This is a genomic window from Aminobacter sp. BE322, from assembly GCF_050433525.1.
Taxonomy (GTDB): domain Bacteria; phylum Pseudomonadota; class Alphaproteobacteria; order Rhizobiales; family Rhizobiaceae; genus Aminobacter.
Genome location: NZ_JBNPXB010000001.1, coordinates 209175 through 233949 on the forward strand (window position 1 = coordinate 209175; position 24775 = coordinate 233949).

Genomic DNA, 24775 nt, shown 5'->3' on the forward strand with positions numbered 1-24775 from the left:
ATGGCTCCCACGTTGACAAGCAGCACCCCCGCCGCATGCGTTCAGAGATAAAGCAAGGCCTTACCGAATGGAAGCTGACCAAAGGGGCTAAATATAACCGGCGAAACAACAAATGGGCCGCGATCGCTCGCGGCCCACGAGATCTCAGACCAGCCCCTTGGTGAGTTCCAGAGCCTGGCGCTCGAACAGGCGGCGATAGATGCCGCCGTCGAGGCGGACGAGCGCCTCGTGCCGGCCTTCTTCCACGATCTCGCCGCGGTCGAAGACGAGCAGCCGGTCGAGTGCCCGCACCGTCGACAGCCGGTGCGCGATGATCAGCGTCGTGCGCCCCACCATCAGACGCTCCATCGCCTCCTGGATCAGCACCTCCGATTCCGAATCGAGGCTCGAGGTAGCCTCGTCCAGGATCAGGATCGGCGCATCGGCCAGGAAGGCTCGGGCGATCGCCACGCGCTGGCGCTCGCCGCCCGACAGCTTGACGCCGCGCTCGCCCACCAGCGTGCCGTAGCCCTTGGGCAGGCGCTGGATGAAATCATGCGCGCTGGCAAGCTTCGCCGCGTGCTCGATCTGAGCCTGGGACGCGCCGGGCCGGCCATAGGCGATGTTCTCGGCCAGCGAGCGATGGAACAGGATCGGCTCCTGCTGCACGATCGCGATCTGAGAACGCAGCGACGACTGCCCGGCCTGGGCGACGTCCTGCCCGTCGATCAGGATCCGCCCCTCGCTCACGTCGTAGAGGCGCTGGACGAGCTTGACGAAGGTCGTCTTGCCCGAGCCCGAGTGCCCCACCAGGCCGACGCGCTCGCCCGGCCGGATCTTGACCGAGAAGTCGCGGTACAGCGGCTGCGCATGCGTCCCGTAGTGGAACGTCACGCGCTGGAACTCGATGCTGCCGTCGCGGATGTTGATCGGCTCCGCATCAGAGCGATCGGCGACGCCCAGCGGCTGCGCCTGGATGTCGACCAGTTCCTCCATGTCGTTGACCGAACGCTGCAGGTTGCGGATGTGCATGCCGACATCGCGCAGGTAGCCCTGCAGCAGGAAGAACGAGGTCAGCACGAAGGCCAGGTCGCCCGCGCTCGCCTGTCCGCTCGACCAGAGATGGAGCGCAAAGCCGATGATCGCTGCACGAAGCACCGCCAGGGTGAAGTTCTGCGCCGTTCCGTTGAAGGTGCCGCGCATCCAGGTGCGGGCCGTCCGGTGCCGCCACTTGCCGACCACTCTGGCCAGCCGCGCCTCCTCGCGCTCTTCGGCGCCGAATGCCTTGACCACCGAGTTGCAGCTGACGGCATCGGCCAACGAGCCGCCGAGCCGCGTGTCCCAGCTGTTGGCCAGGCTGGCGGCCGGCGCGACGAAGCCGAGCGACATCATCACCGTCTGGCCGATGAACAGGAGCGAGCCGACGGCGATGATGAGCCCCATCATCGGCCAGTGCCATCCGAGCAGGACGGTCGAGCCGACCAGCATGACCACCGACGGCAGCAATGCCACCAGCAGCGTGTCGTTGAGTAGGTCGAGCGCCCACATGCCGCGCGTGACCTTGCGCACCGTCGAACCGGCGAAGCTGTTGGCATGCCAGTCGGTGGAGAAGCGCTGAACGCGGTGGAACGCATCGGACGCGATGTCCGACATCATCTTCAAGGTGAGCTCGATGATGCCGCTGAAGGCGATATGGCGGAACACCAGCGAGCCGCCAGCCAGCGCCAAGAGCGTGAAGAACGCAGCCATCGCGGCGTTCCAGGCGACGGCATCGCTGGCCGCGCCGCTGGCGACGGCGTCGATCAGGCGCCCGGAATAGAGCGGGGTCAGCACGTCGGCCATGGTCGAGACCAGCACGGCGGCCGAAATGATGGCGAGCCGCGTCGGCTGACGTTGCCAGTGCCGGAAGGTGAATCCGAGAACGCTGCGGAACGCCCCGCCGCGCAGGTCGATACGAAAACGAGTCATGATGTCATTGAGGCGCCGGAACCGACGCCATCCTCGAATAAAGAATGTCCAAAGGCGCGACGAATAATTCTTGCGGAACCAGGAAGTCGCGATACGGCGGCGTCAGGAAATAGGGACGCCGAAGGTGGCTCGCGAGGTCAACGACCTCGGTTCGAACCCCGGGAGGACATGTCATATGCTGGCATTGAGACCTCCCTGCTAGTGGCCGCGAAAGATGTGCTTATAACCGAGCATTTGTACTTCGCCAAGCCCCGCGCTGGACCGAAGCCGGTTGTGCCAGAAAGGCAGCTTTCCCGGCAGCCGGCTTGCGCATCAGATAAGCCTATGCTTATCTCAATCGCATGAACGAATCCGACGTCTTCCGTGCCCTCTCAGACCCGACGCGCCGCGCCGTGCTCGACCGGCTGCTGGCCGGCGAGAAGAACGCGACCGAGCTGCGCGAAGGGCTCGAAATCTCCCAGCCGGCCGTTTCGCAGCATTTAGCCGTGCTGCGCGGCGCCGGGCTGATCAACGAAGAACGGGCCGGCCGGCACGTGAACTACAGCGTCAACCCCGACGGGCTGAAACCGCTGTTCGACTGGCTCACCCGCTACCGCGCCTTCTGGCCGGACCGCGTCGAACGGCTGAAGGCCCTGCTCAAGGAGATGGACCAATGACGGACAGTCTCGAAGCCGACGAGAAGAGCGACGCGATCGTGGTCGAATGCGAACTCGAGGCGGAACCGGAGAAGGTCTGGCGTGCGCTGACCGTGCCGGAACTGGTGTCGGCCTGGCTCGACGTGCCGGCGGCGGGCGATGCGGCCGCGGACACGGCCGGTCCGGCCTACCGCATCGTCGAGGCCCTGCCCTTCTCGCGCGTCCGCTACGCCTGGAACGACGCCGCGGCGAACGCGCCTGAGACCTACGTGACCTTCGATCTCGAAGCGCAGCCGGGCGGCGGGACATGGTTCCGCCTGACCCACAGCGCCGAAAACAGCCGAAGGACAGAGGGCACGGCGGCCAATTCGAACAGCCCGCCGATCATGGCGCGCGCCGCCTAGCCCAGACAGATCCAAACCATGGAAAGGAACTCGCGCATGCGCGACACGATGCAGCTCGTCCCTATTGTCGTTGAGCAATCGCCCCGCGGCGAACGTTCGTTCGACATCTTTTCACGTCTGCTGCGCGAACGGATCGTCTTCCTCAACGGCGAGGTCAACGACCAGTCGGCTTCGCTGATCTGCGCGCAATTGCTGTTTCTGGAATCGGAAAACCCGAACCGGGAGATCTCCTTCTACATCAACTCGCCCGGCGGCGTGGTCACCAGCGGCTTCGCCATCTACGACACCATGCGCTTCATCCGTTGCCCGGTGTCGACGCTGTGCATGGGCACGGCGGGATCGATGGGCTCCTTCTTGCTGGCGGCCGGCGCGCCGGGCCGGCGCATCGCCCTGCCCAATTCGAGCGTGATCCTGCACCAGCCATCCGGCGGCTTCCGCGGCCAGGCTTCCGACATCGAACGCCACGCCGAGGACATCCTCAAGCTGAAGCGCCGGATGACTCGCCTCTACGCCGAGCATTGCGGCCGCACTGAAGAGGAAGTGGCGCGCGTGCTCGACCGCGACTTCTTCTTCACCGCGGAGGAAGCCCGCGACTGGGGCATCGTCGACCATGTCTACGACAGGCGCGAAATCGTCGAGGGACTTCCGGTGAAGTAGCCCGCCTCAGGCGGTGGCCGGATGCGGCACTGGCTGGTTTCGGTCGCGTACCCGCCGGGACACCCTTTGGAGCAGCAGCGATACGGCGAAGCAATAGGCGCCCATGGCGAGAATCTGGCTCGGAAAACTGACGCCGCCGTCGATGAGGTAGCCGGTGAGGCCCGGCCCGATCGCCGAGGCGAAGACGCCGGCCGATACGATCAGCGCCCGGATCGCACCGAGGTGCCTGAGTCCGTAGACCTCGGGCCAGACGGCGCCGAACAGCGTGGTCGACAAGCCGTTGGACAGGCCCAGCAGCGCCATGAAGCCAAAGGCGCTCCACTGCGCCTCGACGCTGCCGAGCAGCAGGCAGGCAAAGCCGAGAGGCAACAGCACGACCGGCAGCAGCGCCACGCCGGAATACCTGTCGATCAATTGCCCGACCACCAGCGTGAAGATGCTGTTGATGACCGCCGCCACGGCGAAGGAGGATGCGAACACGCCGAGCGACCAGCCGCGCGTTTCCACCAGATGGACCTGGTGGAAGAACACCGACGTGACGATGAAGGCGGGCGCCATCACCCCGAGCATCAGCAGGTAGAAGACAGGATCGCGGACCACCTCGGCGCGGGTCCAGTCGCGGGCATCGACGATGCGCGGCGACGGATCGGAAGCACGCGGGTGCCTGTCGACGGAAACGAGCACGGCAATTGCAGGCAGCGCCACGAGCAGCAGCGCGAAGGCCGCAATCAGCCAGCCCTGCCGCCAGCCGAGCGCGCCGGCGACCGTGACGAAGGCGATGGGCAGCACCGCATCGCCGGCATTGTGCCCGAGAATGATGGTGGAAAGCGCCCGCCCCCGCTGCGCCGAGAACCAGCGCGCGGCGGCCGTGTAGGCAGCGTGGACCATCATGCCCTGCCCGAACAGCCGAAGCAGGTAGATGCTGGCGAAAAGCAGCGCGAGATGATGCGAAAAGGCCATGCCCATCGCGGCGACAGCCAGCATCGGCACGACGAAGAGGCTGACCTTGCGCACGCTGTGGCGGTCGACGAGCTGGCCCAGATACGGCAGCGTGAACGCGCTCGCCAGGGTCGCGGCCATGTAGAGCGTGCCGAAGGTGCCGTGCGACAGCCCATATTCGGCGCGGATGTGGCCCGCGGACAGCGAGATGAAGGACGTCTGGCCGAAGGTAGAGAAGCCCGTGAGCAGAAGGCCGCCGGCAAGCCAGCGCGCATTGTCGCGCACGAAAGTCAGGTAAGACATGCTATCCCGCCTGCAAGCGCTTCCGAGACAGCCGCATATACAAACCGTCCGTGGCCGTCACGAAGCCAAATTTCTCGTAAAGGCCGTGCGCGTCGGCCGTCCGCAGCGAGAATCCGGTCACGCTCGCGAGTTCAGGATGGTCGAGCAGCGCCTGGATCAGCTTCTTGCCGATGCCGAGGCCGCGCCGCTCCGGCCAGACGATGACGTCGGCGACATAGGCGAAACAGGCGTAGTCGGTGATGACGCGGGCGAACCCCACCTGCTCGCCGTCGAGATAGGCGCCGACGCACAGGGAATTGGCGAAGGCGCGGCGATGGATGTCGTCGCTGCGGTCGTCACCCCAATAGCTCGCCTTGATGACCTCGGATGTCTTGTCGAAGTCGATCCTGGACACATCAAAGCTGACCTCGACCTCGGCCACAGGCTCCTCCGATTGACAGATTTCATTTCGATTCAGGGGCTTATTCCCGATCCCTGAATCGGTTCGTGATCGGATAGCGGCGATCTCGGCCAAAATTCTTCCTGGTGATCTTCACGCCCGGCGCTGCCTGCCGCCGCTTGTATTCGGCGATGTAGAGCATGTGCTCCACCTTGTGCACGATGTCCCGATCATGGCCGCGCGCGACGATCTCGTCCACGCCCATCTCGTTCTCGACCAGGCATTCGAGGATGTCGTCGAGCACTGGATAGGGCGGCAGCGAATCCTGGTCGGTCTGGTTGGGCCTGAGTTCCGCCGACGGCGCCTTGTCGATGATGTTCTGCGGGATGACGATGCCGGACGGGCCGAGCGCGCCCGGCGGCACATGCGTGTTGCGCCAGCGCGACAGCGCATAGACCTGCATCTTGTAGAGGTCCTTGATCGGGTTGAAGCCGCCGTTCATGTCGCCATAGAGCGTGGCGTAGCCGACCGACATCTCGCTCTTGTTGCCGGTGGTGACAACCATCGAGCCGAACTTGTTGGACACCGCCATCAGGATCGTACCGCGGGCACGGCTCTGCAAATTCTCCTCGGTGATGCCCTCCTTGGTGCCCTCGAACAGCTGCGTCAGCGCATGCAGGAAGCCTTCGACCGGCTCGTGGATCGGCACGATGTCGTAGCGGCAGCCGAGTGCGCGGGCGCAATCCTCGGCATCCTTGAGCGAGTCGGCGGAGGTATAGCGATAAGGCATCATGATCGCCCTGAGCCGTTCCTCGCCGAGCGCGTCGACGGCGAGCGCCGCGCAGATCGCCGAATCGATGCCGCCTGACAGCCCGAGGACGACGTTCTTGAAACCGTTCTTGTTGACGTAGTCGCGCAGGCCTAGCAGGCAGGCGCGGTAGTCGGCCTCCTCGCGCTCAGGGATCTTGGACATCGGGCCTTCGACGCAGGCCCAGCCCTCGTGCCCTTGATCTTGCACACCTGCAGCGTCGCGGCCACGCTTCCAGGTGGTGATCGCCACCGTCTCCTCGAACTGGCTCATCTGGAAGGCCAGCGAGTGGTCGGCGTTGATGGCGAAGGAGGCGCCGTCGAAGACGAGCTCGTCCTGGCCGCCGAGCTGGTTGGCGTAGAGCAGCGGCAGGCCGCTCTCGATCACCTGGCGGATCGCCACCTGATGGCGTATGTCCATCTTGGCGCGGTAGTAGGGCGAGCCGTTGGGCACGAGCAGGATTTCCGCTCCGCTCTCGGCCAGCGTCTCGCAGACGCCGAGCTCGCCCCAGATGTCCTCGCAGATCGGGATGCCGAGCCGCACGCCGCGGAAGTTGATCGGCCCCGGCATGTCGGGGCCGGCCTGGAAGACGCGCTTTTCATCAAACTCGCCATAGTTGGGCAGGTCCACCTTGAAGCGTTCGGCGATGATCTTGCCGCCATCGGCGACGATGATCGAATTGTGCAGGCCGCTCTTGCGCTTAAGCGGCACGCCGATGATGACGCCAGGGCCGCCATCGGCGGTTTCGGCGGCGAACTCCTCTGCGGCGCGCTCGCAGGCGGTGACGAAGGCCGGCTTCAGCACCAGGTCTTCCGGCGGATAGCCGGCGATGAACAGCTCGGTGAACAGCACGAGGTCGGCGCCCTGGCGCGCAGCATCAGCCCGCGCCTCGCGTGCCTTGGCGAGATTGCCCTGAATGTCGCCCACCGTCGGATTGAGCTGGGCGACTGCGATGCGCAGGATGTCGGGAGATCTTTTCGTCATGTCAGCGGTTTAGCCTGCGTATTGAAGACGGGCAATGCCGTTCGATCGGGCCATCATTCGCCCATGTAGGCGCGAAGTTCGTCGGCCGGATGGTTGACCCCGATCGACTTCGACAGGATGCGCGAGATGTGCGCCCTGGGCAGTCCGGTTGCCGCCGCCCAGTCGTTGATCTGCATCTGCACCCTGGCGAGGTCCTTCTTCGACGAGGCAGCCTCGCCGATGTCGAGCCCGGCATCGCGCAGCGCCAGGATCATGTCCTGCGACAGGATGAAGGTGTCCCAGCCGAGCCAGCGCAGCAGGTACTGGCCGGTGTTGCCACCGAGCCGGCTGCCGTGCTTGCCGAGATAGGCCGTGAGCCCGACCTGGTCATCCGCCGGCCATTCGGCCAGGAATTTGCCGAAGCTGCCGTGCTCCTTCGACACGCTGTCGACGAAGGCGGCGTTGTCTCGCACCGACCTGATCTTCTGCGGATTGCGCACGATGCGGCTGTCGGAGGCAAGGTCGTGCCAGAAATCGTCGGGCTGGAACAAAAGCCGCCTGGGCTCGAAGCCGAGGAAGGCCTCCTCGAAGCCCGGCCATTTCTGTTCGATGACGCGCCAGACGAAACCGGCGGCGAAGACGCGTTCCGCCATGGTCGAGAGAATCCTGTCGTCAGTGACCTTGGCGAGCGCTGCATTGTCGGGCGCCGGCCCAAGCAACGACCCGAGCACGGCTTCGCCGCCCTTGCGCTCTGCCGCCCGCACCCTGATCTTACCGAAATCCGGCATATGCCCTCCTCTTGCCGCCACCGTGGCAAAGCCTCGCACTATCTTCGTATAAGGAACTTGCGCTGCCAAGACAGCCGCCCATTTCGGAGCAGGACATGAACAAGACCGTCGCGGAACTGGCCGGACGCTGGCTGACCCACAAGGCCGACGCCCTGAGCGAGCTCGAGCACAAGGTGCTGCAGAGCGCAATCGACCGAAAGCCCGTCGCCCGGAACGTCAACGAAAGCGTCGCGAGCCGCGAGAGCGGCGGCGACCGCCTGGCAGACTCGATCGCGCGCGTTGGCGGCTCGTGGACCTTCATCCTCAGCTTCCTGGCCTTCCTGGTGGCCTGGGCCGGTCTCAATGCCTGGTTGCTGGGGCGCGAGGCTTTCGATCCTTACCCGTTCATCTTCCTCAACCTCGTTCTGTCCATGCTTGCGGCCATCCAGGCCCCGATCATCATGATGTCGCAGAACCGCCAGGCCGAGCGCGACCGCATCGATGCCGCCCACGACTACGCAGTGAACCTCAAGGCCGAGATCGAGATCATGGCGCTGCACGAGAAGCTCGACGAGATCCGCTTCCAGGAGATCATCCTGCTGCGCGAACGCATCGATGCACTTGCCGCGCAGATCGGTCGGATTGCCGATGCCAAGCCCACGGGCGAAGCCTCCGCCAGATGACCGACACGATCCACTATCTCGTCGAGCGCTACGGCCTGCTGGCCGTGTTCATCGGCTGCATGGCCGAAGGCGAGAGCGTGGCCATTCTCGGCGGTTTCTTCGCCCACCAGCAGGTTTTCGCCGCATGGCAGGCGTTTGCAGCGGCCTTTCTGGGTGCATTTTTCGGCGACACGCTGTTCTTCGTACTCGGACGACGCTTTTCCGGCAACAAATGGGTGCGGCTGATGCGCCGGCGGCCCGGATTCAGCCACGCCTACAGGATGGTGCAGACGCATCCGAAGCTTTTTGTGCTCGGCAACCGCTACATCTACGGCATGCGGCTCGCGGGCGGCATCGCAGCGGGCCTATCGGGCATACCCGTTACACTCTTCCTTGCGCTCAATGCGCTGTCGGCGCTCGTGTGGGCCGGCATTTTCACGAGCCTCGGCTATGTCTTCGGCGTCGGCGCCGAGCAGATACTGGGCGAAGCGCTGAAGGCCCACCAGCGCCTGTTCATCGCGCTCGGGATCGGCCTGGTGGCCGCGGCCGGCGCATGGCTGCTTGCCCGCCACGTCGCCAGGAAAGAGCCGCAAGAGTAGCCGTCAGCCGATACCGAGGTCCCGTTCGCCGCGGTCCAGGATGAGCGGGATGATCAGATCCTCCTCGTCGGCGAGATGCCTGGTCAGCATGGCGATCAGGCGTGCATTCTCGTCTGCATAGGAATCTGCCGCGAAACGCTGCCTGTCGGCATCCTCGCCAAGCGCGCGGATGAAGGCGTTCGCAGCCTCCGCGTTGCGTGCCAACGCCTCGTGGATGAGGTGATGGTCGGCATCGAGGATTTCGAACCCGCGCTTGAGGCGCTTCTCCGCATCGGCGAAGACCGGGAAATAATGCTGGTCCTCGACATTATGGTGGCCGTCGAGATTGCCGAGGAAGAAGCTGAGGCGAGGCGCGAACCAGCGGGCGAAGCCCTGCGCATCCAGCCGCGCCTCGCGGTAGTCGCCGATACCTTCGGTCAGCATGCCGCCGAGTTCGCGGAACATGTCGTGCCGCTTGAGCCACATCGACGCCATGCCGTGGACGTTGTCGTGGCCGAGCCAATCCTCGCGCGGGTACTTTTCGACGAGCCAGCGCAGGTCGTCCGGCAACCCGCTACGGGTTTCAAGGTGGTGATTGGGGTGGGCCCTTTCAGCCATGTCGGTCTCCTTTGGTAACCGACATATAGGTATGCCCGTTCAGATCGGAAGACCGAAGAAACGCTCGGCAATGGCAAAGCCCCAGACGCCGAGCACGATGACGATCGAAATCAGCACCGCGAGCGAGCCGCAATCCTTGGCGAGCTGGATGTCGATGTTGAATTCGCGGCTGACGGCGTCGCAGGCGGCCTCGATGCCGGTGTTGAGCACTTCCACGGTTATCAGGAACAGGATGGCGCCGATCAGCAGCGCGTAGCCGCTCCAGCTTTCGGCGACGAACCAGCCGATGGGGAGTGCCGCGATCAGCAGCATGACTTCCTGCTGGAATGCCGCCTCGGTGCGGATCAGCCTGGAGAAGGCGCGCACCGAGTTCTGGAAAGCCTTGACCAGCCGCTCCATGAAAATCCCCTTGAGTTCGATCGAGGGGCATCATGTAGCGGCTCGGCGATCAATCGAACAGATAGGAATCGTTGGCGAAGAACCCGTAGTCGACTGAATTGTGGACCCGGCGGCCCTTCGCACCTTCGCCAGCGGCGCCATAGGCGAAGAAGATCGGCATCAGATGCTCGTCGGTCGGGTGGTTCTCCGACGGGTAAGGCGCCCTCTCCTTCCAGTGCATCAGCGCGTCGGCATCGCCGGCGGAGAGCTTTTCCTCGAACCACTCGGTGAAGGCATGCACCTTGCCCGCGAGCACCGGATCCAGTGCGGCACCGCGCCGCACGGTGGTGAAATAGGCTCGCAGATTGTGCGTGATATGACCCGAGCCGATCAAAAGGATGCCTTCGTCGCGCAACGGCGCCAGCGCCTTGCCGATGGCGTAGTGCCAGGCCGCGTCGCGGCCGGGGTCGATCGACACCTGCACGATGGGGATGCCGGCGTCCGGAAACGCCAGCTTGAGCGGGGTCCAGGTTCCGTGATCGTAACCGCGTTTCTCATAGGTGTGCGGATTGAGCCCGGCCGCCTCGAGCATGGCGAAGACCTTGTCCGCCAGCGCCGGCTCGCCCTTGGCCGGATAGACCATCTTGTAGAGTTCAGGCGCGAAGCCGCCGAAATCATAGATCATGCCCGGCTTCGGATCGGTGACGACCGCAACGCCGTCGGTCTCGAAATGAGCCGAGACGATGACGATGGCCTTCGGCCGGGGCATGAGTTCCGATACGGTCTCGAGATAATGCCGCGCCGGCGTGTCGGCCAGCACGATGTCGGGACCGCCATGGGAAACGAAGAGTGTGGGCAGCGAAGTCATGTTCTTTCTCCTTGCCCCTGAATATACGCCTGCTCCTCTTGGCGCGGCAGTGCACCGCTTTGCGACGAAGCGTTCAATTTAAATGAACGAGGCTCGGATATTCGTTCAGCATGCAGGCAATGCCGTCGATGCGGAAGATCCCTCGAACTGCGGCAACTCGTCGTCGATGTCGTAGTAGGCCCCCTTCTCGGCCACGAAGATGTGGCACAGCCCCGTCAGCGACGAAGAGTCCTCGAAGGCTCCAGCCATGATGGAGACGTAGGGCCTGTCGTTCGGCTTCCAGAACATCACCGAGCCGCACCGGCTGCAGAAGCCGCGGCGGGCGAGATCGGATGCCGCATACCAGGTAAGGTGCTCGCCGCCTTCGATCTCGATCCTGTCGTCGGCGACGTTGGTGGCCGCATAGTAATGTCCGCTCTGCCTGCGGCACTGCGTGCAGTGGCAATAGATGACGCCGCGCAGTTCACCATGCGCCTTGAAGCGTATGGTGCCGCAGAGACAGGCTCCTTGATGTGATTGGCTCATGGCTCACCTCCGTTGCTCGCCAGGCTGCAAGATAGACTGCCGCCCTGCAAGACGAACCCTCGAATGCGACGTCCGATACACTGCTGCGCCCCCGATAGGCTTCCGTTGCGTCGGAGAATACACCCTCTGGTAGAAAAATCGGCCGCACGACCGTGGAAATTAAGGAAACTTTAGCCTGCCTAAATTAAGCCGGGAGACAGGCGACGGATGCAGAGGGGACCTGCGGCGTTGCAAGCATTCATACTTTTACCGCTCGCGCCCCCGAACGGTCGCCCGCCAGCACAATGCCGGCGTGCCGGCTGACGGCTGGCCAATCGAAACGGGACATAGATGCAAACCGCACAAGCCCCGACAGATCGGGGCAATGACATTGCGAGCACCGTGGTGGCGACGATGGGCCAGATGGGCGTCATCGGCCTGCCGCGAAACTACGAGATCTTCTACGAGGCTCTGACGGGCTCCAATCCCGCCCTCAGCCTGGAGGTCATCGCGCTCGGCAATCGCCCGACCCAGGAACAGCTGGACGAAATCGGCCGCAAGTTCTTTGCGCAGAACCACGAGCAGGGCATCGTCGAACAGGCGCGCGAAATCATCGCCCGCGAACTGGAGGGCGTCGCGACCCTGCTGCGCAGCGAGCGCAACTACATCGAGCGCTACGGCAAGGTCCTCGACGAGACGTCGAGCGGCTTGAACAGCCGAACCGCCATGTCGCAGGAGCTGCTGCAGAAGATCGTCGGCGTCATGTCGGTCGCGACCGCTTCGACCATCGATCACGGCAAGCAGGTGGCGAGTACGCTCGGCGACAAGTCCGCCGAACTCGAGACCGTCAAGTCGAAGCTCGAGGAATACAAGAAGCTCGCCGACACCGATCCCCTCACCCACGTCTGGAACCGCCGCGCCTTCGACAGGCGGATCGCGAAGATCTACAACGACAACCGCGGTGTTCTGTTCAGCGCGCTGATCCTTGCCGACATCGACCGCTTCAAGGAGATCAACGATCGCCACGGCCATCCGGCCGGCGACCAGATCCTGCGCATCATTGCCGACATCTTCCAGAGCAGCGTGCATCAGGACATCTTCGTTGCCCGCACCGGCGGCGAAGAGTTCGCCCTCATCGTCGAGGGCACGACGGAGGAAGCAACCTTCGAGATCGCCGACCGCATCAGGATGCTGGTGGCGCAAACCTCGCTTAAGGACGTTCAGCCCGGCTGCGGCCAGGTCACCATCTCGATGGGGGTCTGCATGGCGGCGGACGCCGACAGCGCCGACGACCTCTATGCCAAGGCGGACCGGGCGCTCTACCGCTCCAAGCTGATCGGCCGCAACCGCGTCACGCGCTACTCGACCATCGCCGAGCGACAGGGAAAGAACTGGCTGCTCTACAAGAAGGACTGATCGCTCAAACCGCGATCTCGGGTCTTTCCATGTAAATTTCTCTGGCCTATATTTGCCAGAGAAAGGAGCTGCCATGCGGAGTCGCTCTCATCCGGCCGCGGCGGCGGAGCCCGGCGCCGTCATAACCAAGGCAACGCTGCGCGCCGCCGACCTGCTCGGCATCACCGCCAAGGTGCTTGCCGCGGTCATCGGCGTTTCGGAAGCTACCGTTTCGCGGATGCGCAAGCAGGAATTCGTGCTCGAGGCCGGCGGCAAGCCGTTCGAACTCGCCGTCCTGTTCGTCCGCATGTTCCGTGCCCTTGACGCCATCGTGGGCGGCGAAGCGCCCGTCGCCCGTGCCTGGCTGCGCAACGGCAACACCGCGCTCGGCGCGGCCCCCGTGGACAGGATCATCACCATAGCCGGGCTCGTCGATGTCATCGCCTATCTGGACGCCCGCAGAGCTCTCGTCTGAGGCCCGCCCGCTCGAAGGGCGCTGCTGGCGGCTGGTGGAGGCCCAGCATCGCGTCTCTACGCTGAAGCTCGTGGACAGCCTCGAAGAGCAGGCGCTGCTGGAGCAGTTGATCGAGACCACCAAGCCGAATATTCCAGTGGAGTGCAGCCATCTGCACTATCTGCTGGCAACGCCCTTTCGCTATGGCTCCAACTATCCGACCGGCTCGCGATTCCGGCGCGCCGGAAGGTCGCTCGGCGTCTACTATGCCGCCCAGCGGGTTCAGACGGCGGTGGCCGAGATGGCCTTCTACCGGCTGCTGTTCTTTTCGGAGTCGCCCGGCACGCCATGGCCGAGCGACGCAGCCGAGTACACGGCATTCGCGGCGTCATTCAAAGCGGCACACGCGATCGACCTGACCATGCCGCCGTTGTCGCGAGATGCCGAGAGCTGGACGCATCCGACCGACTATGCCGCATGCCAGCAGTTGACCGACGACGCGCGCAGCGGAGGCATCGAGGCGATCCGCTACCGCTCCGTGCGCGATCCGGCCGGCGGCGCCAATCTGGCGCTGCTCACCTGCACCGTCTTCGCCAAGCCAGCCCCCGTCGACCGCCAGACCTGGCGCATCCGCCTCGGCCCGTCGGGCGTTCACGCCATCTGCGAGTTCCCCGAACTCCGTATCGGCTTCGACCGCGAAAGCTTCGCCGCCGATCCACGCCTTCGGGACATGCGCTGGATCCGCCAATGAAAAAGGCGCCGGTCGAAACCGGCGCCTTCGAAAGAACCGCCGATCTGCGGATCAGGCGTTGACGGCCTGCTTCTGCTCGGTCGCGGTACCCTTGCGCAGCAGCTCCGAAACCAGGAATGCCAGTTCGATGGCCTGGTCGGCGTTGAGGCGCGGGTCGCAATGCGTGTGGTAGCGATCCTGCAGTTCCTCGGCCGTGATGGCGCGGGCGCCGCCGGTGCACTCGGTGACGTTCTTGCCGGTCATCTCGACATGGATGCCGCCCGGGTGCGAGCCCTCGGAGCGGTGGATGTCGAAGAAGCTCTGAACTTCGCTCAGGATGCGGTCGAACGGACGCGTCTTGTAGCCGGCAGCGGTGATGGTGTTGCCGTGCATCGGATCGCACGACCAGACGACCTTGCGACCTTCCTTCTCGACGGCGCGGATCAGCTTCGGCAGGTGTTCGCCGACCTTGTCGTGGCCGAAGCGCGCGATCAGTGTCAGGCGACCCGCCTCGTTCTCCGGGTTGAGCAGGTCGATCAGCCTCAGCAAGCCGTCCGGCGTCAGCGACGGGCCGCACTTGAGGCCGAGCGGGTTCTTCACGCCACGGCAGTACTCGACATGCGCATGGTCGACCTGGCGCGTGCGGTCGCCGATCCAGATCATGTGGCCCGAGGTCGCGTACCAGTCGCCCGACGTCGAGTCGATGCGGGTCAGCGCCTGCTCGTAGCCGAGCAGCAGTGCCTCGTGGCTGGTGTAGAAATCGGTCTCGCGCAGCGCGTAGTTGGTCTCCGAGGTGATGCCAACGGCCTTCATGAAGTCCATCGTCTCGGTGATGCGGTTGGCCAGCGCTTCGTAGCGCTCGCCCTGCGGGCTGTTGGAGACGAAGCCGAGCATCCACTTGTGCACGTTCTCAAGGCTGGCATAGCCGCCCTGGGCGAAGGCGCGCAGAAGGTTGAGCGTCGCCGCCGACTGGCGGTACGCCATCTCCTGTCGGGCCGGATCCGGCACGCGCGACTTCTCGTCGAAGGCCGGACCGTTGATGATATCGCCGCGGTAGCTCGGCAGCGTCACGTCGCCCTTGGTCTCGTTGTCGGCCGAACGCGGCTTGGCGAACTGGCCGGCAATGCGGCCTACCTTCACCACCGGCTGTGCGCCGGCGAAGGTCAGCACGACCGACATCTGAAGGAAGACGCGGAAGAAATCGCGGATGTTATCGGCGCCATGCTCGACGAAGCTTTCGGCGCAGTCGCCGCCCTGGAGCAGGAAGGCCTCGCCATTGGCGACCGCCGCCAGCTGCTTCTTCAGCTTTCGCGCTTCACCTGCAAAAACCAACGGCGGAAAGGTGGCGAGACGAGCTTCCGTTTCTGCGAGAGCCGCAGCGTCCGGATAAGCCGGCACCTGCTGGATCGGCATGCTTCTCCAGGAATTCGGTGACCATTTCGTCATGTTCGCACCCAAAAGTTTCGCCAGCGGGCACCTCACCCGCGTTATGACCCGCCTATTACGGGAACGGGGCTCCTTACACGAAGAAGGGCGTGCATTCTACCCCGGATTGCCAGCGAATCGAAGTTCGCCGGCTTCGCCAACCAATCTGTTGCCGCAACGACAACCGGCGCGCCGATCCGTTCGACGAAGCCAGGGGCGCCGCGATCGATGCGCGCCTATCCGTCGAGGCGAACGCCGTCCTTCACGAGATAGCTCGGCTTGTACATCGTCACCAGTTCTTCGGCTGCCGTGGGATGCACCGCCATGGTACGGTCGAAATCTTCCTTGGTGAGCCGTGCCTTGAGCGGAATGCCGAGAAGCTGCGCCATCTCGCCGGCATCCGGGCCAAGGATATGGGCGCCGACGACAATCCGCGTGTCGGCATCGACCACGAGCTTCATCAGCATCTTTTCCTGGCGTCCCGACAGCGTGTGGCGCATCGGACGGAAGCTGGCCCGATAGATTTCGAGATTCTTGTAACGCTTGGTGGCGTCGTCCTCCGACAAGCCGACGGTGCCGATCTCGGGCTGCGAGAACACCGCGGTCGCGATCGTGTCGTGATCCGGCGTGGTTGGATTGCCCCTGAACGCCGTCTCGATGAAGCACATCGCCTCGTGGATCGCGACCGGCGTCAGCTGCACGCGGTTGGTGACGTCACCCACGGCCCAGATGTTTTCCGCGCTGGTGCGCGAATAGGCGTCGACGACGACGGCACCCGCCTTGTCCAGCTCGACGCCGGCCGCCTCGAGGCCGAGATTTTCGGTATTCGGCGTGCGGCCGATGGCGAGCAGCACCTGGTCGACGGTCAGCGACCGACCGGTGTTCAACTTGACCTCGAGCCGGTCGTCGTCGCGCTTGCTGACCTCCTGCGACACGGAATGCAGCAGGATCCTGATGCCTTTCTGTTCCATCGTCTCGTGAAGCGTGCGCCTGAGATCCATATCGAAGCGGCTCAGGATTTCCTTGCCGCGGTAGACGAGCGTCGTTTCCACGCCGAGGCCGTGGAAGATGTTGGCGAACTCCACGGCGATGTAGCCGCCACCCTCGATCATGATCGCCTTGGGCAGTTCGGGAAGGTCGAACACCTCGTTGGAATAGATGCAATGCTCGTGCCCCGGCAGCGCCGGATGCGTGCTCGGCCGGCCGCCCGTCGCGATCAGTATCTGGTCGGCGGTCACCGTGCGCCCGTCCGCCTCGATGCGGACCGTGTGCCTGTCGACCAGGGTCGCGCGCGAATGGATCGTCTCGCCGCCCGAATTGTCGACGTTGCGCTTGTAGATGGCCTCGAGCCGCGAGATTTCGCGCTCCTTGTTGGCGACGAGCGTCTTCCAGTCGAAGCTGCTCTCGCCCACCGTCCAGCCATAGCCGGCCGCATCCTCGAAATGCTCCGGGAACTGCGAGGCATAGACATAGAGCTTCTTCGGCACGCAACCGCGGATGACGCATGTGCCCCCGAACCGGAACTCCTCCGCCAGCGCCACGCGCTTGCCCATCGCCGCCGCGACGCGCGCCGCGCGCACCCCGCCGGAACCGCCGCCGATGACAAAGAGATCGTAGTCGTACTGAGGCATTATTTCGTTCCTGCTTTGAACCGGACGGTCGGGCGGCATCGCGCCCGGCACTCAAGCCGCTGGCGGCTGCGTGGTGCGCCACAGGTAGTGGCAGCCGTGCCAAAAGAAAAGCCCGGCGATGCCGGGCTTTGCTCAAGTGACCTATGGTCGCGGTCGCTCAGTTCTTCGGCGCTTCCGCCGGAGCCGCGCCCTCGGCCGTCGGAGCCTTGGTCCCAGCGACAGCCTTGAGCTTTTCGCCGACCTGCTGGGCGAGATCGCGCGCGATGCCGTTCTGCCAGATGTCGGCGGCCTTGACCAATTCGCGGGTCGCGATCGGGCCGCTCTCGATCAGCTTCTTGCCGGCTTCCGAATTGTAGAAGGTAGCGATCTCGGTGAGCTCCTGCTCGGTGAACGCGCGGGCATAGGCGAGCGCGGATTCCTTCTCCAGGTCGGCGCGGCGCGAGGCGAGCTCAAGCGTCTTTTCGTCGACGGTCTGGGTGATCAGCTCCTGCATGTCGGGATTCTGCTGGATCAGCTGCTGCTTCAGCGCCGCGGCCGCCTGCGGCAGGATCGAATCGAAGGAATCCGTCGCATGGATCGCAGAGATCGCGGCATGCGCAGCCTTGAGGTGGGAAGCGGCGATCTCCTGGGCCTGCGCCGAAAATGCCGTGGCCATGAATGCCGAAGCCGCCACCATGACGGAGAAGCGGCGAAGCCGGTTTGTCAAAATCATGATGAGTAGAACTCCTGTTTAGCGGGCCGGGTGGACGGTTCTGACACCGTCGGCACCAGCAATGACGGCAACGGTAGCCAGACCCAGAAAGAGACCGTGTTCCACGACGCCGGGTATGGCGTGCAGCACATCCGACAGCGCTCTTGTATCCGGAATACGGCCAAAAGATGCATCGATGATGAAATGTCCACCGTCCGTCACGAAGGGCGTTCCGCCCGCCATACGCAGCGTGAGCGGACCGTTGAGGCCGAGCCTTGCGGCGGCCTTGGCGATGGCGATTTCGGTGGCCTTGAGGCCGAACCGGTTGACCTCGATGGGCAGCGGGAAGCGCCCGAGCGTGTCGACGAGCTTCGACTGGTCGGCGATGACGACCATGCGCGCGGAGGCCGATGCCACGATCTTCTCGCGCAGCAGCGCGCCGCCGCCGCCCTTGACCAGGGACAGCGCCGGATCGATCTCGTCCGCGCCGTCGATCGTCAGATCGAGCTCCGGCGTCTCGTCGAGCGTCGACAGCGGCACCGACAGCTCGCGGCACAATGCGGCGGTGCGTTCGGAGGTCGGCACGCCGACCACCTTCATCCCGCCGGCGACCTTCTCCGCCAGCAGCCGAACGAACTCCTCAGCCGTGGAGCCGGTGCCGATGCCAAGCCGCATCCCGCTCTCGACATAACCAAGGGCGGCACGCGCCGCCTCGATCTTCAAAGCCCTGGCATCCATGATATGTTCGCAAAGTTCCCGAATAACGGTCTGGCTCCTAGCATTTTTGCCCGATGGGTCAAAGGCTTTATGGAGCCCGCGGCTTGCACCGAACCCACCTGGGGGCTATCGCCTGCCGCGACGACAACCGACGAAAGCCGTGCCCATGTCCAGACCGATCATTGTTTTCGACCTCGACGGAACCCTTGTCGACACCGCTCCCGACCTGCTCGACAGCCTGAATCACACGCTGGTCGCCGGTGGGCTGGTCGAGGTGGACGACGTCGCGTTCCGCCGCTTCGTCGGCATGGGTGGCAAGATCATGATCGAACGAGCCTATGCCGCGCAGCGGAAGCCGCTTGCCGGCGACGAGCATGAGCGGATGCACGACATCTTCCTCGATCATTACACGCTCAACATTCCCGGCCGCTCGCAGCCCTATCCCGGCGTCGTCGCGGCGATGGGACGCTTTGCCGACGCCGGCTATCTGCTTGCCGTCTGCACCAACAAGTACGAGACCCTTGCGCGCAACCTGATCATTGGGCTCGGCCTTGCCGACCGCTTCGCCGCCATCACCGGGCCTGAAACCTTCGGCATCCGAAAACCCGACCCCAGGCACCTGACCGAAACCATCGCCATGGCCGGCGGCGACGCGTCGCGGGCCGTCATGGTCGGCGATTCGGTCACCGACATCGACACCGCCAAGGCAGCCGGCATTCCGGTCGTCGCCGTCGATTTCGGCTACACCGATCGCCATGTCAGCGAATTCGAACCTTCGGCGGTCATCTCGCATTATGACGAGTTGACGCTTGGCCTCGCCGAAAAGCTGATCAGTGCGGGAAGTCGCTAAAGCCGCCTTGACACGACTCCTGCCGCTCCCCTATATCGCCGTCACGTTCGGCCCCAGGGCCAAGGACGGGCGATTAGCTCAGCGGGAGAGCACACCCTTCACACGGGTGGGGTCGTAGGTTCAATCCCTACATCGCCCACCATTCACCTCGCCCAAATTTTGCCAGTCGGATCGAAACTCTATGACGTGTCGGCACGTCCGGGCGGGTGCGCGGCCTTGCAGACACCTGAGGCTGCGCGCATCATGCCAGCGCGACCGGATTTCCCGCTTGTCGAACCCACCGCCCCCCGACCGGCCGCAGGCATCCCGACGGAGGCCGCGCATGCAGGATACTGCCGAGCCAGCCAAGCCAGCCGTCGTCATGGCTTTCAATCGCGACGAACGAGGCAGCCTCACACCGGCCTTCCCGGCCCGGGAAATGCAGAACCAGGATGCCGCCGTGCGGTTTGCCAAGGTGATCGAGGACCACCACGCCGGGGTGGTCGTATGGGCGGGCCCGACCGGCACGCTGCCTGAAGACCGCTCCCCTGAAACCGTCCTGTATCGTCATGGCGACGTGCCCGGGATGGGATGATCCCGATCGGCCCGAGTGCCGGCATGCCAGCTCGGGCGTCAGATCAGATGCTCGGCGCCCGCGCTGCCTCGGTCTTGGCGAACGCCTCCATCACCCGCGTATCGCGGTCGTAGACATCGCCGAAATAGTCGATCTTGCCGTCGGCTTCGGGCCAGGCGGTGAAATAGGCGACGTAGACCGGAATCTTGCGGGTGACCTTTTCGAAGGAGTGCCCCTGCTTGAGCTTCGCCGCCACATGGTCGACCGTCGTCCCCAGCACGGCCGCCGCCATCCCGCGCGGGTCGGACAGTCGAATGCAGCCGTGGCTGAAGGCGCGGCTGTCGCGATCGAACAGCGCCTTCTGCGGCGTGTCGTGCATGTAGATAGCGTGCTTGTTGGGGAACAGGATCTTGAGCTCGCCGAGCGCGTTGGCTTCGCTCGGCGCCTGCCGCACGCTGTAGGGTACCTTGCCGCCGTACTGGCTCCAGTTGATTGCCGAGGACGGAATGCGCTGGCCGCTCGAATCGGTGACCTCGTAGCCGGCACGGTCCAGATAGCCTGGATCGCTGCGCAGACGCGGCAGCATCTCGTTGACGATGATCGACTGCGGCACGCCCCAATAGGGGTTGTAGTCGACCTGCTCGATCTCGTCCTGGAAGAAGCTCGTCTGGTTGGTGGTCTTGCCGATCACTGTCTTCATCTTGAGCTTTTCCGCGCCGCCTTCGAAGTAGCTCGCGGTGAAGGCAGGCTGGTTGATGAACACCCGCGTGCTGCCGAGATCAGACGGCAGCCAGCGCAGTTGCTCCAGGGCCACGAGCACCTTGTCGAGGCGATCGGCCTTCGACGTTCCGGCCAACGCGGCCACGGTGCGCGGGCCGACGACGCCATCGGCCTTGAGCCCTGCCCGCTTCTGCACCGCCTCGAACACCGGCACGAGTTCGGGCACGTAGACCTCGCTGCCCGCGAGACGCGCCAGCGTTTCGCCGAACTCGCCGCCCATCCCGTCGTCGAGATCGCGCGCAATCAGATGCAGCAGCTTCGGCAGCTCCGGGCTGGTCTCGCCCGGCTTCAACAGCAGCTTGGGATCGACGACGATGTCGTTTTCCTCGCTCGCCCGCAGCGCCTCGAGCTCGACGCGCAGCGCCTGGTACTCCGGGTTCTGCGGATGCTTCGATTCGAGGAAGGCACGGACGTCCGTTGTTTGGCTCAGCGATTTCAGTACGCCGGCCATGTCGAGCGGCTTGGGCGCGAAATCGTGGTAGCCGGAGATGCGGTTGGGATCGATGCGCCCGCCCTGGGCGTCGTGCACGTAGCGCAGCACGCGCGCCGACATCGCCATCTCGAAGCGCATCAGCTCCTTCAGCCGGTCCGCGGTGCCGTCGAGCGCATAGGCCGCCGGCGGAACCGACACGGCGTAGTCGGCCGGCAGGAGCCCGTGGCTCGCGGCATCGCTCAGGACGCGGACAGTATCCTCGGCACGGCTGTTGGCCGTCGAGCCGGTGACCCAGATGAAATCGGGATTGGCCGAATAATAATCGATCAGCGCCTTGGCGATGTCCTTCTCGGCAACGAGATCGGAATCGGCGAGGCTGGGGATCGCCTCACGGAAGGAAGTGCCTGCGAGCGACGGCTCCAGCGACACCGACTGCCCGCCGGCCGCCAGCTTCGAAAAGTCCACCCGAACCATCGGATCGGTCTTATAGGTGTAGTATGAAGGCGCGCTGATCTTGGCGATCTTGGCCGGCGCCTTCTTCGGCATGGCGTCGGGCGGCGGCGGATACTCGCCGCGAGGCTGGCGCTGCACCCGACTGCCGTTGCCGAACAGGATGTCGAACAGATTCTGGGCGGATGCATCCGGCACGCCGAGCGCAACGCTGGCCGCCAGCGCCGCGGCAATCGGCAACGGCAATTTGAGGAATGAACTTTTCATTGGTCACCCGTCCCCGCCCGTGACTGTATCGGAACCAGCGAATTCCGCCCGAAGAATTCGTGCTGCCGCATGGCCGATGTAAGGCGCGACAATATCGCTTCGTGCAGACAGCTCATACCGGCAGCGTTAATGTTTCATAAATTTGCGCATCACTGTTGCCGAACAGTTTCACACAACCGGCGGAGTTTGCGGTGGCCGCGCGCCTCTGCCACGATGACAGACAGGGGTTCCGGGTGCCATTGCTTGGCGTGCCAAGGTGAATGACACAGAGGGTGACGCGAGGGAAAGATGAAGAAGGGCTACAGGGACCTGCTGGACGAGGCCAATGCCGTGGTCGAGGTCGTCTCGCCCGGTGAAGCCGCGACACTGCTCGACGACGAGAACACGATTTTCGTCGACCTGCGGGATCCGCGTGAAGTCGAGCGCGAGGGGCGCATCCCCGGGGCGCGTCACTGCCCGCGCGGCATGCTCGAGTTCTGGATCGACCCGGAAAGCCCGTATCACAAGCCCTACTTCGCCAGCGGCAAGAACTTCGTCTTCTTCTGCGCCGGCGGCTGGCGCTCGGCGCTTGCCGCCAAGACAGCGAAGGACATGGGCCTGGAGCCGGTCCGGCACATCCTGGGCGGCTTCACCGCCTGGCGCGACGCCGGACTGCCCACCGAGACGGGCGACGCAAAGAACTGACCGGCTCAGTGCACCAGGGCCCGGTCCGGTTCCGCAACCGTAAACTCGACGGCCTCGCGAACGACCGCAGCATCGGACAGGATCCTGCGGTGGCCGAGCCCGTTGGCCCACAGCATCCTGACGTGGTCGCCGGCGCCCGCCATGGCACGCGCTTCCGTCTCCGGCACCTCGCGATCGTCGCGGGCATGGACGACGAGCGTCGGGACCGGCAGCCGCGCCAGCATCCTTCCATTTTCGAAGTCGCGGAGCGGCGTTCCCGTAACCCGTTCGACCCGCGCTTCCATTGCACGATAGCCCGCCGGCCCGAGGCTGACGTGGCGGCCGAACTCGCGGAACAGCCGCGGCATCGAATTCGGCGCGGCGATGAGCACGAGGCGGCTCGTTTCGAGCGGCGCGAAGCGCCCGATCGAGCCGGCCGCGGCGTTGACCGCGACCGCACCACCGAACGAATGGCCGACGACCGCGGCGAACGGCCCGAACCACTGCCCCGCCAGATGCGCCGCCTCGACGGCACGAGCCATGTCGAGGGCGCGGCCAGTCGAACCGCCATGCCCGGGCAGGTCGAGCGACACCACCTTGAAGCCGGCGTCCCGGTAGCCCTCGATCAGTGCCCGCATGTATTCGGTGCGCGAGCGCCAGCCATGTATGACCAGCACCGTGCCGGCCGAGCGCCCCTGCCGCGATCGAAATTCGTGCAGGGTCAGGCAACCGTAGCTGGCCCGGACCCGGTGATGGCGGGCTTCCGCCATGAAGTCGGCCGCACGCTCCACGGCACGCCTTTCCCCGTCGGTCATGGACTTCGGGTTGGGCGTGCGCCGGAAAAGTTCGAACGCCGCGCGGCCGGCGAGCTTCGGCGACACCAGTTCCGCAGCTCCAAGAATCCGGCGGATGACCTTCAGCCCGATTGATGCCATAGTGAGCGCCCATTCGTCCGTTCAATCATGAACATATTCGTTCAATCATGAACAATAAGCAAGATTTACCTTGGGACAATCCACGGTTCCGAAACTGGGTCTCGGTGGCAAAGGCATGCCACTCGATGGAGCGCGCGCTGGGCGCGGCGCTGCAGCCGCACGACCTGAAGCCGGCCCAGCTCGACGTGCTGATGAATCTCTACCGTCATCCCGGCATGTCGCAGCACGACCTCGCCCGCAAGCTGCTGGTCGGCCGCTCGAACATCACCATGCTCCTGCCGCAGCTCGAAAGGCGCGAACTGGTGCGCCGCGAGGCCGACGGCAAGGATCGGCGCATCATGCGCCTTACCTTGACGGACGATGGCGAGGCTCTGCTGTTGCAGGCGCTGAAGTCCTATAGCGCGCTGATCGAGAAGGCGATGAGCGCCTCGACCCCCGAGCAATGCGATCTGATCGGGATGCATATGCAGCGCGTGGCCGAAGCGCTGCGGGACTAGTCAGGCCGCAGCCTTGGCCGGGGCCCTGCGCCCTCGCTGAGCTTGGGCCTTGCCGGGAGCGCGCACGTAGCCGAGCAATGCTACGGCCGCGCCGGCGAAGAGGATCCACCAGGCAGGCCGGACCGAATAGGAAAACTGCAGGTTGGCCGCGAGCACGCGCTCGGGCGCCACGCCGGTCGCGGCCCCGTACCAGGCGACTTCGACCGCGGCCGTTGTCAGCCCAGCAGCGATCGCGATCGCCAGAAGGACGAGCGGTGAGTTGAGGCTGAAGCCGCGCCAGTGTGCCAGCCGGTAGGCCATGAGCAGCAGGAAGAAGCCGGCGATCAGCGTCGGCTGGTAGACGTCGGCCTTGGACTGCATGAAGAAGTGCAGCGCAGCCAATATGCCGATGCCGTAGACGATTTTGTGCAGGCGGTTCCAGTTGGCGCCGAGCGTGCGGATTGCAGCGTCCGTCGACGTCGACCCCAGCGCGACCAGGCCAAGCAGGGCAACGAAGCCGATGGTCAGGTATATGCGAAGCGCGATTTCGCTGGCGACGCGCCACAGGTCCCAATTCTGGTCGAAGAAATACAGGGTCAGATGGCCGAGCGCGTAGCCGAGCGACGCCACGCCGAGCATCCGCCGGACGAGGATGAGCCGCGGCCACTGGCCGATGCGGCGCAGCGGGGTAACGGCCAGGGAGAGGACGAGGAAGCGAATAGCCCAGTCGCCGGTGTGCAGGATCGCGGCATTGAACGGTCGCGGTCCGAGCAGGCTGCTGGTCACCGCCCCTTTCGGAAATCCGGCCACCGCATAGTAGGCAAGCAGCAGCGCCGGCACGAGCGTGACGACGAAGGTCGCCGTCTTGAGCAGCGAGAGGTTTCCGGCGCGGTCCGTCCAAGGCATCATCAACTG

Annotated in this window: 28 protein-coding genes and 1 tRNA gene; 13 read left to right on the forward strand and 16 right to left on the reverse strand. The window is 64.7% G+C overall.

Features of this window, described 5'->3' with window-relative positions; translation table 11 throughout:
- Positions 1 to 144 precede the first annotated feature (144 nt).
- Positions 145 to 1947 (reverse strand): ABC transporter ATP-binding protein, encoded by a 1803-nt coding sequence (locus J2X50_RS00995; RefSeq protein WP_429090693.1) that lies wholly within the window; start codon positions 1945 to 1947, stop codon positions 145 to 147.
- A 341-nt stretch (positions 1948 to 2288) separates the two neighbouring features.
- On the opposite strand from J2X50_RS00995, the gene J2X50_RS01000 reads away from it, so the two are divergent.
- The 3 genes from J2X50_RS01000 to J2X50_RS01010 are packed head-to-tail and all read left to right on the forward strand — an operon-like array spanning position 2289 to position 3643.
- On the forward strand, positions 2289 to 2603 hold the full coding sequence (locus tag J2X50_RS01000) for an ArsR/SmtB family transcription factor (RefSeq protein WP_429090695.1): 315 nt from the start codon (positions 2289 to 2291) through the stop codon (positions 2601 to 2603).
- Positions 2600 to 2986, forward strand: a complete 387-nt coding sequence (locus J2X50_RS01005) for an SRPBCC family protein (protein ID WP_429090697.1) — start codon at positions 2600 to 2602, stop codon at positions 2984 to 2986. The genes J2X50_RS01000 and J2X50_RS01005 overlap by 4 nt, the downstream gene beginning before the upstream one ends.
- A 36-nt stretch (positions 2987 to 3022) precedes the next feature.
- Positions 3023 to 3643, forward strand: coding sequence for an ATP-dependent Clp protease proteolytic subunit (locus tag J2X50_RS01010; RefSeq protein ID WP_347965296.1), 621 nt, complete (start codon positions 3023 to 3025; stop codon positions 3641 to 3643).
- Between the two features lie 6 nt (positions 3644 to 3649).
- On the opposite strand, the gene J2X50_RS01015 is transcribed toward J2X50_RS01010, so the two are convergent.
- The 4 genes from J2X50_RS01015 to J2X50_RS01030 are packed head-to-tail and all read right to left on the reverse strand — an operon-like array spanning position 3650 to position 7823.
- Positions 3650 to 4885 carry an MFS transporter gene (locus J2X50_RS01015; RefSeq protein WP_429090699.1) on the reverse strand — a complete coding sequence of 412 codons (1236 nt, stop codon included), beginning with the start codon at positions 4883 to 4885 and terminating at the stop codon, positions 3650 to 3652.
- 1 nt (position 4886) lies between these two features.
- Positions 4887 to 5306, reverse strand: a complete 420-nt coding sequence (locus J2X50_RS01020) for a GNAT family N-acetyltransferase (RefSeq protein WP_429090700.1) — start codon at positions 5304 to 5306, stop codon at positions 4887 to 4889.
- 40 nt (positions 5307 to 5346) lie between these two features.
- A complete protein-coding gene (locus tag J2X50_RS01025; protein ID WP_429090702.1) occupies positions 5347 to 7056 on the reverse strand; it encodes an NAD+ synthase in 1710 nt (569 codons plus the stop codon).
- 53 nt (positions 7057 to 7109) lie between these two features.
- Positions 7110 to 7823, reverse strand: a complete 714-nt coding sequence (locus J2X50_RS01030) for a DNA-3-methyladenine glycosylase I (RefSeq protein ID WP_429090704.1) — start codon at positions 7821 to 7823, stop codon at positions 7110 to 7112.
- Positions 7824 to 7918: 95 nt separating this feature from the next.
- Between J2X50_RS01030 and J2X50_RS01035 the strand changes: the two genes are divergently transcribed.
- Positions 7919 to 8485 (forward strand): DUF1003 domain-containing protein, encoded by a 567-nt coding sequence (locus tag J2X50_RS01035; protein ID WP_429090706.1) that lies wholly within the window; start codon positions 7919 to 7921, stop codon positions 8483 to 8485.
- Positions 8482 to 9063, forward strand: a complete 582-nt coding sequence (locus J2X50_RS01040) for a DedA family protein (protein WP_429090707.1) — start codon at positions 8482 to 8484, stop codon at positions 9061 to 9063. Before J2X50_RS01035 ends, J2X50_RS01040 begins: the two co-directional genes overlap by 4 nt.
- 3 nt (positions 9064 to 9066) lie before the next feature.
- On the opposite strand, the gene J2X50_RS01045 is transcribed toward J2X50_RS01040, so the two are convergent.
- The 4 genes from J2X50_RS01045 to J2X50_RS01060 form a co-directional block, all read right to left on the reverse strand.
- Positions 9067 to 9660: a hemerythrin domain-containing protein gene (locus J2X50_RS01045; RefSeq protein WP_429090709.1), complete on the reverse strand. Its 594-nt coding sequence runs from the start codon at positions 9658 to 9660 to the stop codon at positions 9067 to 9069.
- A gap of 39 nt (positions 9661 to 9699) precedes the next feature.
- Complete coding sequence (locus J2X50_RS01050) at positions 9700 to 10059, reverse strand: diacylglycerol kinase (RefSeq protein WP_429090710.1); 360 nt, start codon at positions 10057 to 10059, stop codon at positions 9700 to 9702.
- A gap of 49 nt (positions 10060 to 10108) precedes the next feature.
- Positions 10109 to 10906 (reverse strand): DODA-type extradiol aromatic ring-opening family dioxygenase, encoded by a 798-nt coding sequence (locus J2X50_RS01055; RefSeq protein ID WP_429090711.1) that lies wholly within the window; start codon positions 10904 to 10906, stop codon positions 10109 to 10111.
- A 105-nt stretch (positions 10907 to 11011) separates the two neighbouring features.
- The gene (locus J2X50_RS01060) at positions 11012 to 11431 is read right to left on the reverse strand and encodes a GFA family protein (protein ID WP_429090713.1); all 420 of its coding nucleotides are present in this window, start codon (positions 11429 to 11431) and stop codon (positions 11012 to 11014) included.
- A gap of 330 nt (positions 11432 to 11761) precedes the next feature.
- Here J2X50_RS01060 and J2X50_RS01065 point away from each other — a divergent pair, with 330 nt between their 5' ends.
- The 3 genes from J2X50_RS01065 to J2X50_RS01075 all read left to right on the forward strand — a co-directional run bounded on the left by J2X50_RS01065 (position 11762) and on the right by J2X50_RS01075 (position 14010).
- Positions 11762 to 12826 carry a GGDEF domain-containing protein gene (locus J2X50_RS01065; RefSeq protein WP_429090715.1) on the forward strand — a complete coding sequence of 355 codons (1065 nt, stop codon included), beginning with the start codon at positions 11762 to 11764 and terminating at the stop codon, positions 12824 to 12826.
- 73 nt (positions 12827 to 12899) lie between these two features.
- Entirely contained in the window at positions 12900 to 13280 is a 381-nt protein-coding gene (locus J2X50_RS01070; protein ID WP_429090716.1) for an antitoxin Xre/MbcA/ParS toxin-binding domain-containing protein, read from the forward strand.
- Positions 13240 to 14010 carry an RES family NAD+ phosphorylase gene (locus J2X50_RS01075; protein ID WP_429090718.1) on the forward strand — a complete coding sequence of 257 codons (771 nt, stop codon included), beginning with the start codon at positions 13240 to 13242 and terminating at the stop codon, positions 14008 to 14010. Before J2X50_RS01070 ends, J2X50_RS01075 begins: the two co-directional genes overlap by 41 nt.
- A 51-nt stretch (positions 14011 to 14061) precedes the next feature.
- Here J2X50_RS01075 and J2X50_RS01080 read toward each other — a convergent pair whose 3' ends face one another.
- From J2X50_RS01080 to rpiA, 4 genes are all read right to left on the reverse strand, one after another.
- The gene (locus J2X50_RS01080) at positions 14062 to 15435 is read right to left on the reverse strand and encodes a class II 3-deoxy-7-phosphoheptulonate synthase (RefSeq protein WP_429090720.1); all 1374 of its coding nucleotides are present in this window, start codon (positions 15433 to 15435) and stop codon (positions 14062 to 14064) included.
- 215 nt (positions 15436 to 15650) lie between these two features.
- The gene (gene gor / locus J2X50_RS01085) at positions 15651 to 17045 is read right to left on the reverse strand and encodes a glutathione-disulfide reductase (RefSeq protein ID WP_429090722.1); all 1395 of its coding nucleotides are present in this window, start codon (positions 17043 to 17045) and stop codon (positions 15651 to 15653) included.
- 157 nt (positions 17046 to 17202) lie between these two features.
- Positions 17203 to 17757: a DUF2059 domain-containing protein gene (locus J2X50_RS01090; RefSeq protein WP_429090724.1), complete on the reverse strand. Its 555-nt coding sequence runs from the start codon at positions 17755 to 17757 to the stop codon at positions 17203 to 17205.
- An 18-nt stretch (positions 17758 to 17775) separates the two neighbouring features.
- Positions 17776 to 18474, reverse strand: coding sequence for a ribose-5-phosphate isomerase RpiA (gene rpiA, locus J2X50_RS01095; protein ID WP_429090726.1), 699 nt, complete (start codon positions 18472 to 18474; stop codon positions 17776 to 17778).
- A 145-nt stretch (positions 18475 to 18619) separates the two neighbouring features.
- On the opposite strand from rpiA, the gene J2X50_RS01100 reads away from it, so the two are divergent.
- The 3 genes from J2X50_RS01100 to J2X50_RS01110 all read left to right on the forward strand — a co-directional run bounded on the left by J2X50_RS01100 (position 18620) and on the right by J2X50_RS01110 (position 19877).
- Entirely contained in the window at positions 18620 to 19303 is a 684-nt protein-coding gene (locus tag J2X50_RS01100; protein ID WP_429090727.1) for a phosphoglycolate phosphatase, read from the forward strand.
- A gap of 67 nt (positions 19304 to 19370) precedes the next feature.
- Positions 19371 to 19445: transfer RNA gene (locus J2X50_RS01105), tRNA-Val, on the forward strand.
- Between the two features lie 180 nt (positions 19446 to 19625).
- Complete coding sequence (locus J2X50_RS01110) at positions 19626 to 19877, forward strand: hypothetical protein (protein ID WP_429090729.1); 252 nt, start codon at positions 19626 to 19628, stop codon at positions 19875 to 19877.
- Between the two features lie 43 nt (positions 19878 to 19920).
- Here the strand turns inward: J2X50_RS01110 and J2X50_RS01115 are convergent, their stop codons facing one another.
- A complete protein-coding gene (locus tag J2X50_RS01115; RefSeq protein WP_429090731.1) occupies positions 19921 to 21786 on the reverse strand; it encodes a L,D-transpeptidase family protein in 1866 nt (621 codons plus the stop codon).
- A 288-nt stretch (positions 21787 to 22074) separates the two neighbouring features.
- On the opposite strand from J2X50_RS01115, the gene J2X50_RS01120 reads away from it, so the two are divergent.
- Positions 22075 to 22470, forward strand: a complete 396-nt coding sequence (locus J2X50_RS01120) for a rhodanese-like domain-containing protein (protein WP_429090733.1) — start codon at positions 22075 to 22077, stop codon at positions 22468 to 22470.
- 5 nt (positions 22471 to 22475) lie between these two features.
- On the opposite strand, the gene J2X50_RS01125 is transcribed toward J2X50_RS01120, so the two are convergent.
- On the reverse strand, positions 22476 to 23384 hold the full coding sequence (locus J2X50_RS01125) for an alpha/beta fold hydrolase (protein WP_429090735.1): 909 nt from the start codon (positions 23382 to 23384) through the stop codon (positions 22476 to 22478).
- Positions 23385 to 23431: 47 nt separating this feature from the next.
- On the opposite strand from J2X50_RS01125, the gene J2X50_RS01130 reads away from it, so the two are divergent.
- Positions 23432 to 23881: a MarR family winged helix-turn-helix transcriptional regulator gene (locus J2X50_RS01130; RefSeq protein ID WP_429090737.1), complete on the forward strand. Its 450-nt coding sequence runs from the start codon at positions 23432 to 23434 to the stop codon at positions 23879 to 23881.
- Here J2X50_RS01130 and J2X50_RS01135 read toward each other — a convergent pair whose 3' ends face one another.
- Positions 23882 to 24769, reverse strand: coding sequence for a sulfite oxidase heme-binding subunit YedZ (locus J2X50_RS01135; protein ID WP_429090739.1), 888 nt, complete (start codon positions 24767 to 24769; stop codon positions 23882 to 23884).
- Positions 24770 to 24775 lie beyond the last annotated feature (6 nt).

Bases quoted from the DNA above. Each gene is read 5' to 3' on its own strand.
- J2X50_RS00995 (WP_429090693.1), bottom strand. From the start codon at position 1,947: ATGACTCGTTTTCGTATCGACCTGCGCGGCGGGGCGTTCCGCAGCGTT.
- J2X50_RS01000 (WP_429090695.1), top strand. From the start codon at position 2,289: ATGAACGAATCCGACGTCTTCCGTGCCCTCTCAGACCCGACGCGCCGC.
- J2X50_RS01005 (WP_429090697.1), top strand. From the start codon at position 2,600: ATGACGGACAGTCTCGAAGCCGACGAGAAGAGCGACGCGATCGTGGTC.
- J2X50_RS01010 (WP_347965296.1), top strand. From the start codon at position 3,023: ATGCGCGACACGATGCAGCTCGTCCCTATTGTCGTTGAGCAATCGCCC.
- J2X50_RS01015 (WP_429090699.1), bottom strand. From the start codon at position 4,885: ATGTCTTACCTGACTTTCGTGCGCGACAATGCGCGCTGGCTTGCCGGC.
- J2X50_RS01025 (WP_429090702.1), bottom strand. From the start codon at position 7,056: ATGACGAAAAGATCTCCCGACATCCTGCGCATCGCAGTCGCCCAGCTC.
- J2X50_RS01030 (WP_429090704.1), bottom strand. From the start codon at position 7,823: ATGCCGGATTTCGGTAAGATCAGGGTGCGGGCGGCAGAGCGCAAGGGC.
- J2X50_RS01035 (WP_429090706.1), top strand. From the start codon at position 7,919: ATGAACAAGACCGTCGCGGAACTGGCCGGACGCTGGCTGACCCACAAG.
- J2X50_RS01040 (WP_429090707.1), top strand. From the start codon at position 8,482: ATGACCGACACGATCCACTATCTCGTCGAGCGCTACGGCCTGCTGGCC.
- J2X50_RS01045 (WP_429090709.1), bottom strand. From the start codon at position 9,660: ATGGCTGAAAGGGCCCACCCCAATCACCACCTTGAAACCCGTAGCGGG.
- J2X50_RS01050 (WP_429090710.1), bottom strand. From the start codon at position 10,059: ATGGAGCGGCTGGTCAAGGCTTTCCAGAACTCGGTGCGCGCCTTCTCC.
- J2X50_RS01055 (WP_429090711.1), bottom strand. From the start codon at position 10,906: ATGACTTCGCTGCCCACACTCTTCGTTTCCCATGGCGGTCCCGACATC.
- J2X50_RS01060 (WP_429090713.1), bottom strand. From the start codon at position 11,431: ATGAGCCAATCACATCAAGGAGCCTGTCTCTGCGGCACCATACGCTTC.
- J2X50_RS01065 (WP_429090715.1), top strand. From the start codon at position 11,762: ATGCAAACCGCACAAGCCCCGACAGATCGGGGCAATGACATTGCGAGC.
- J2X50_RS01070 (WP_429090716.1), top strand. From the start codon at position 12,900: ATGCGGAGTCGCTCTCATCCGGCCGCGGCGGCGGAGCCCGGCGCCGTC.
- J2X50_RS01075 (WP_429090718.1), top strand. From the start codon at position 13,240: ATGTCATCGCCTATCTGGACGCCCGCAGAGCTCTCGTCTGAGGCCCGC.
- J2X50_RS01080 (WP_429090720.1), bottom strand. From the start codon at position 15,435: ATGACGAAATGGTCACCGAATTCCTGGAGAAGCATGCCGATCCAGCAG.
- gor (WP_429090722.1), bottom strand. From the start codon at position 17,045: ATGCCTCAGTACGACTACGATCTCTTTGTCATCGGCGGCGGTTCCGGC.
- J2X50_RS01090 (WP_429090724.1), bottom strand. From the start codon at position 17,757: ATGATTTTGACAAACCGGCTTCGCCGCTTCTCCGTCATGGTGGCGGCT.
- rpiA (WP_429090726.1), bottom strand. From the start codon at position 18,474: ATGGATGCCAGGGCTTTGAAGATCGAGGCGGCGCGTGCCGCCCTTGGT.
- J2X50_RS01100 (WP_429090727.1), top strand. From the start codon at position 18,620: ATGTCCAGACCGATCATTGTTTTCGACCTCGACGGAACCCTTGTCGAC.
- J2X50_RS01110 (WP_429090729.1), top strand. From the start codon at position 19,626: ATGCAGGATACTGCCGAGCCAGCCAAGCCAGCCGTCGTCATGGCTTTC.
- J2X50_RS01115 (WP_429090731.1), bottom strand. From the start codon at position 21,786: ATGAAAAGTTCATTCCTCAAATTGCCGTTGCCGATTGCCGCGGCGCTG.
- J2X50_RS01120 (WP_429090733.1), top strand. From the start codon at position 22,075: ATGAAGAAGGGCTACAGGGACCTGCTGGACGAGGCCAATGCCGTGGTC.
- J2X50_RS01125 (WP_429090735.1), bottom strand. From the start codon at position 23,384: ATGGCATCAATCGGGCTGAAGGTCATCCGCCGGATTCTTGGAGCTGCG.
- J2X50_RS01130 (WP_429090737.1), top strand. From the start codon at position 23,432: ATGAACAATAAGCAAGATTTACCTTGGGACAATCCACGGTTCCGAAAC.
- J2X50_RS01135 (WP_429090739.1), bottom strand. From the start codon at position 24,769: ATGATGCCTTGGACGGACCGCGCCGGAAACCTCTCGCTGCTCAAGACG.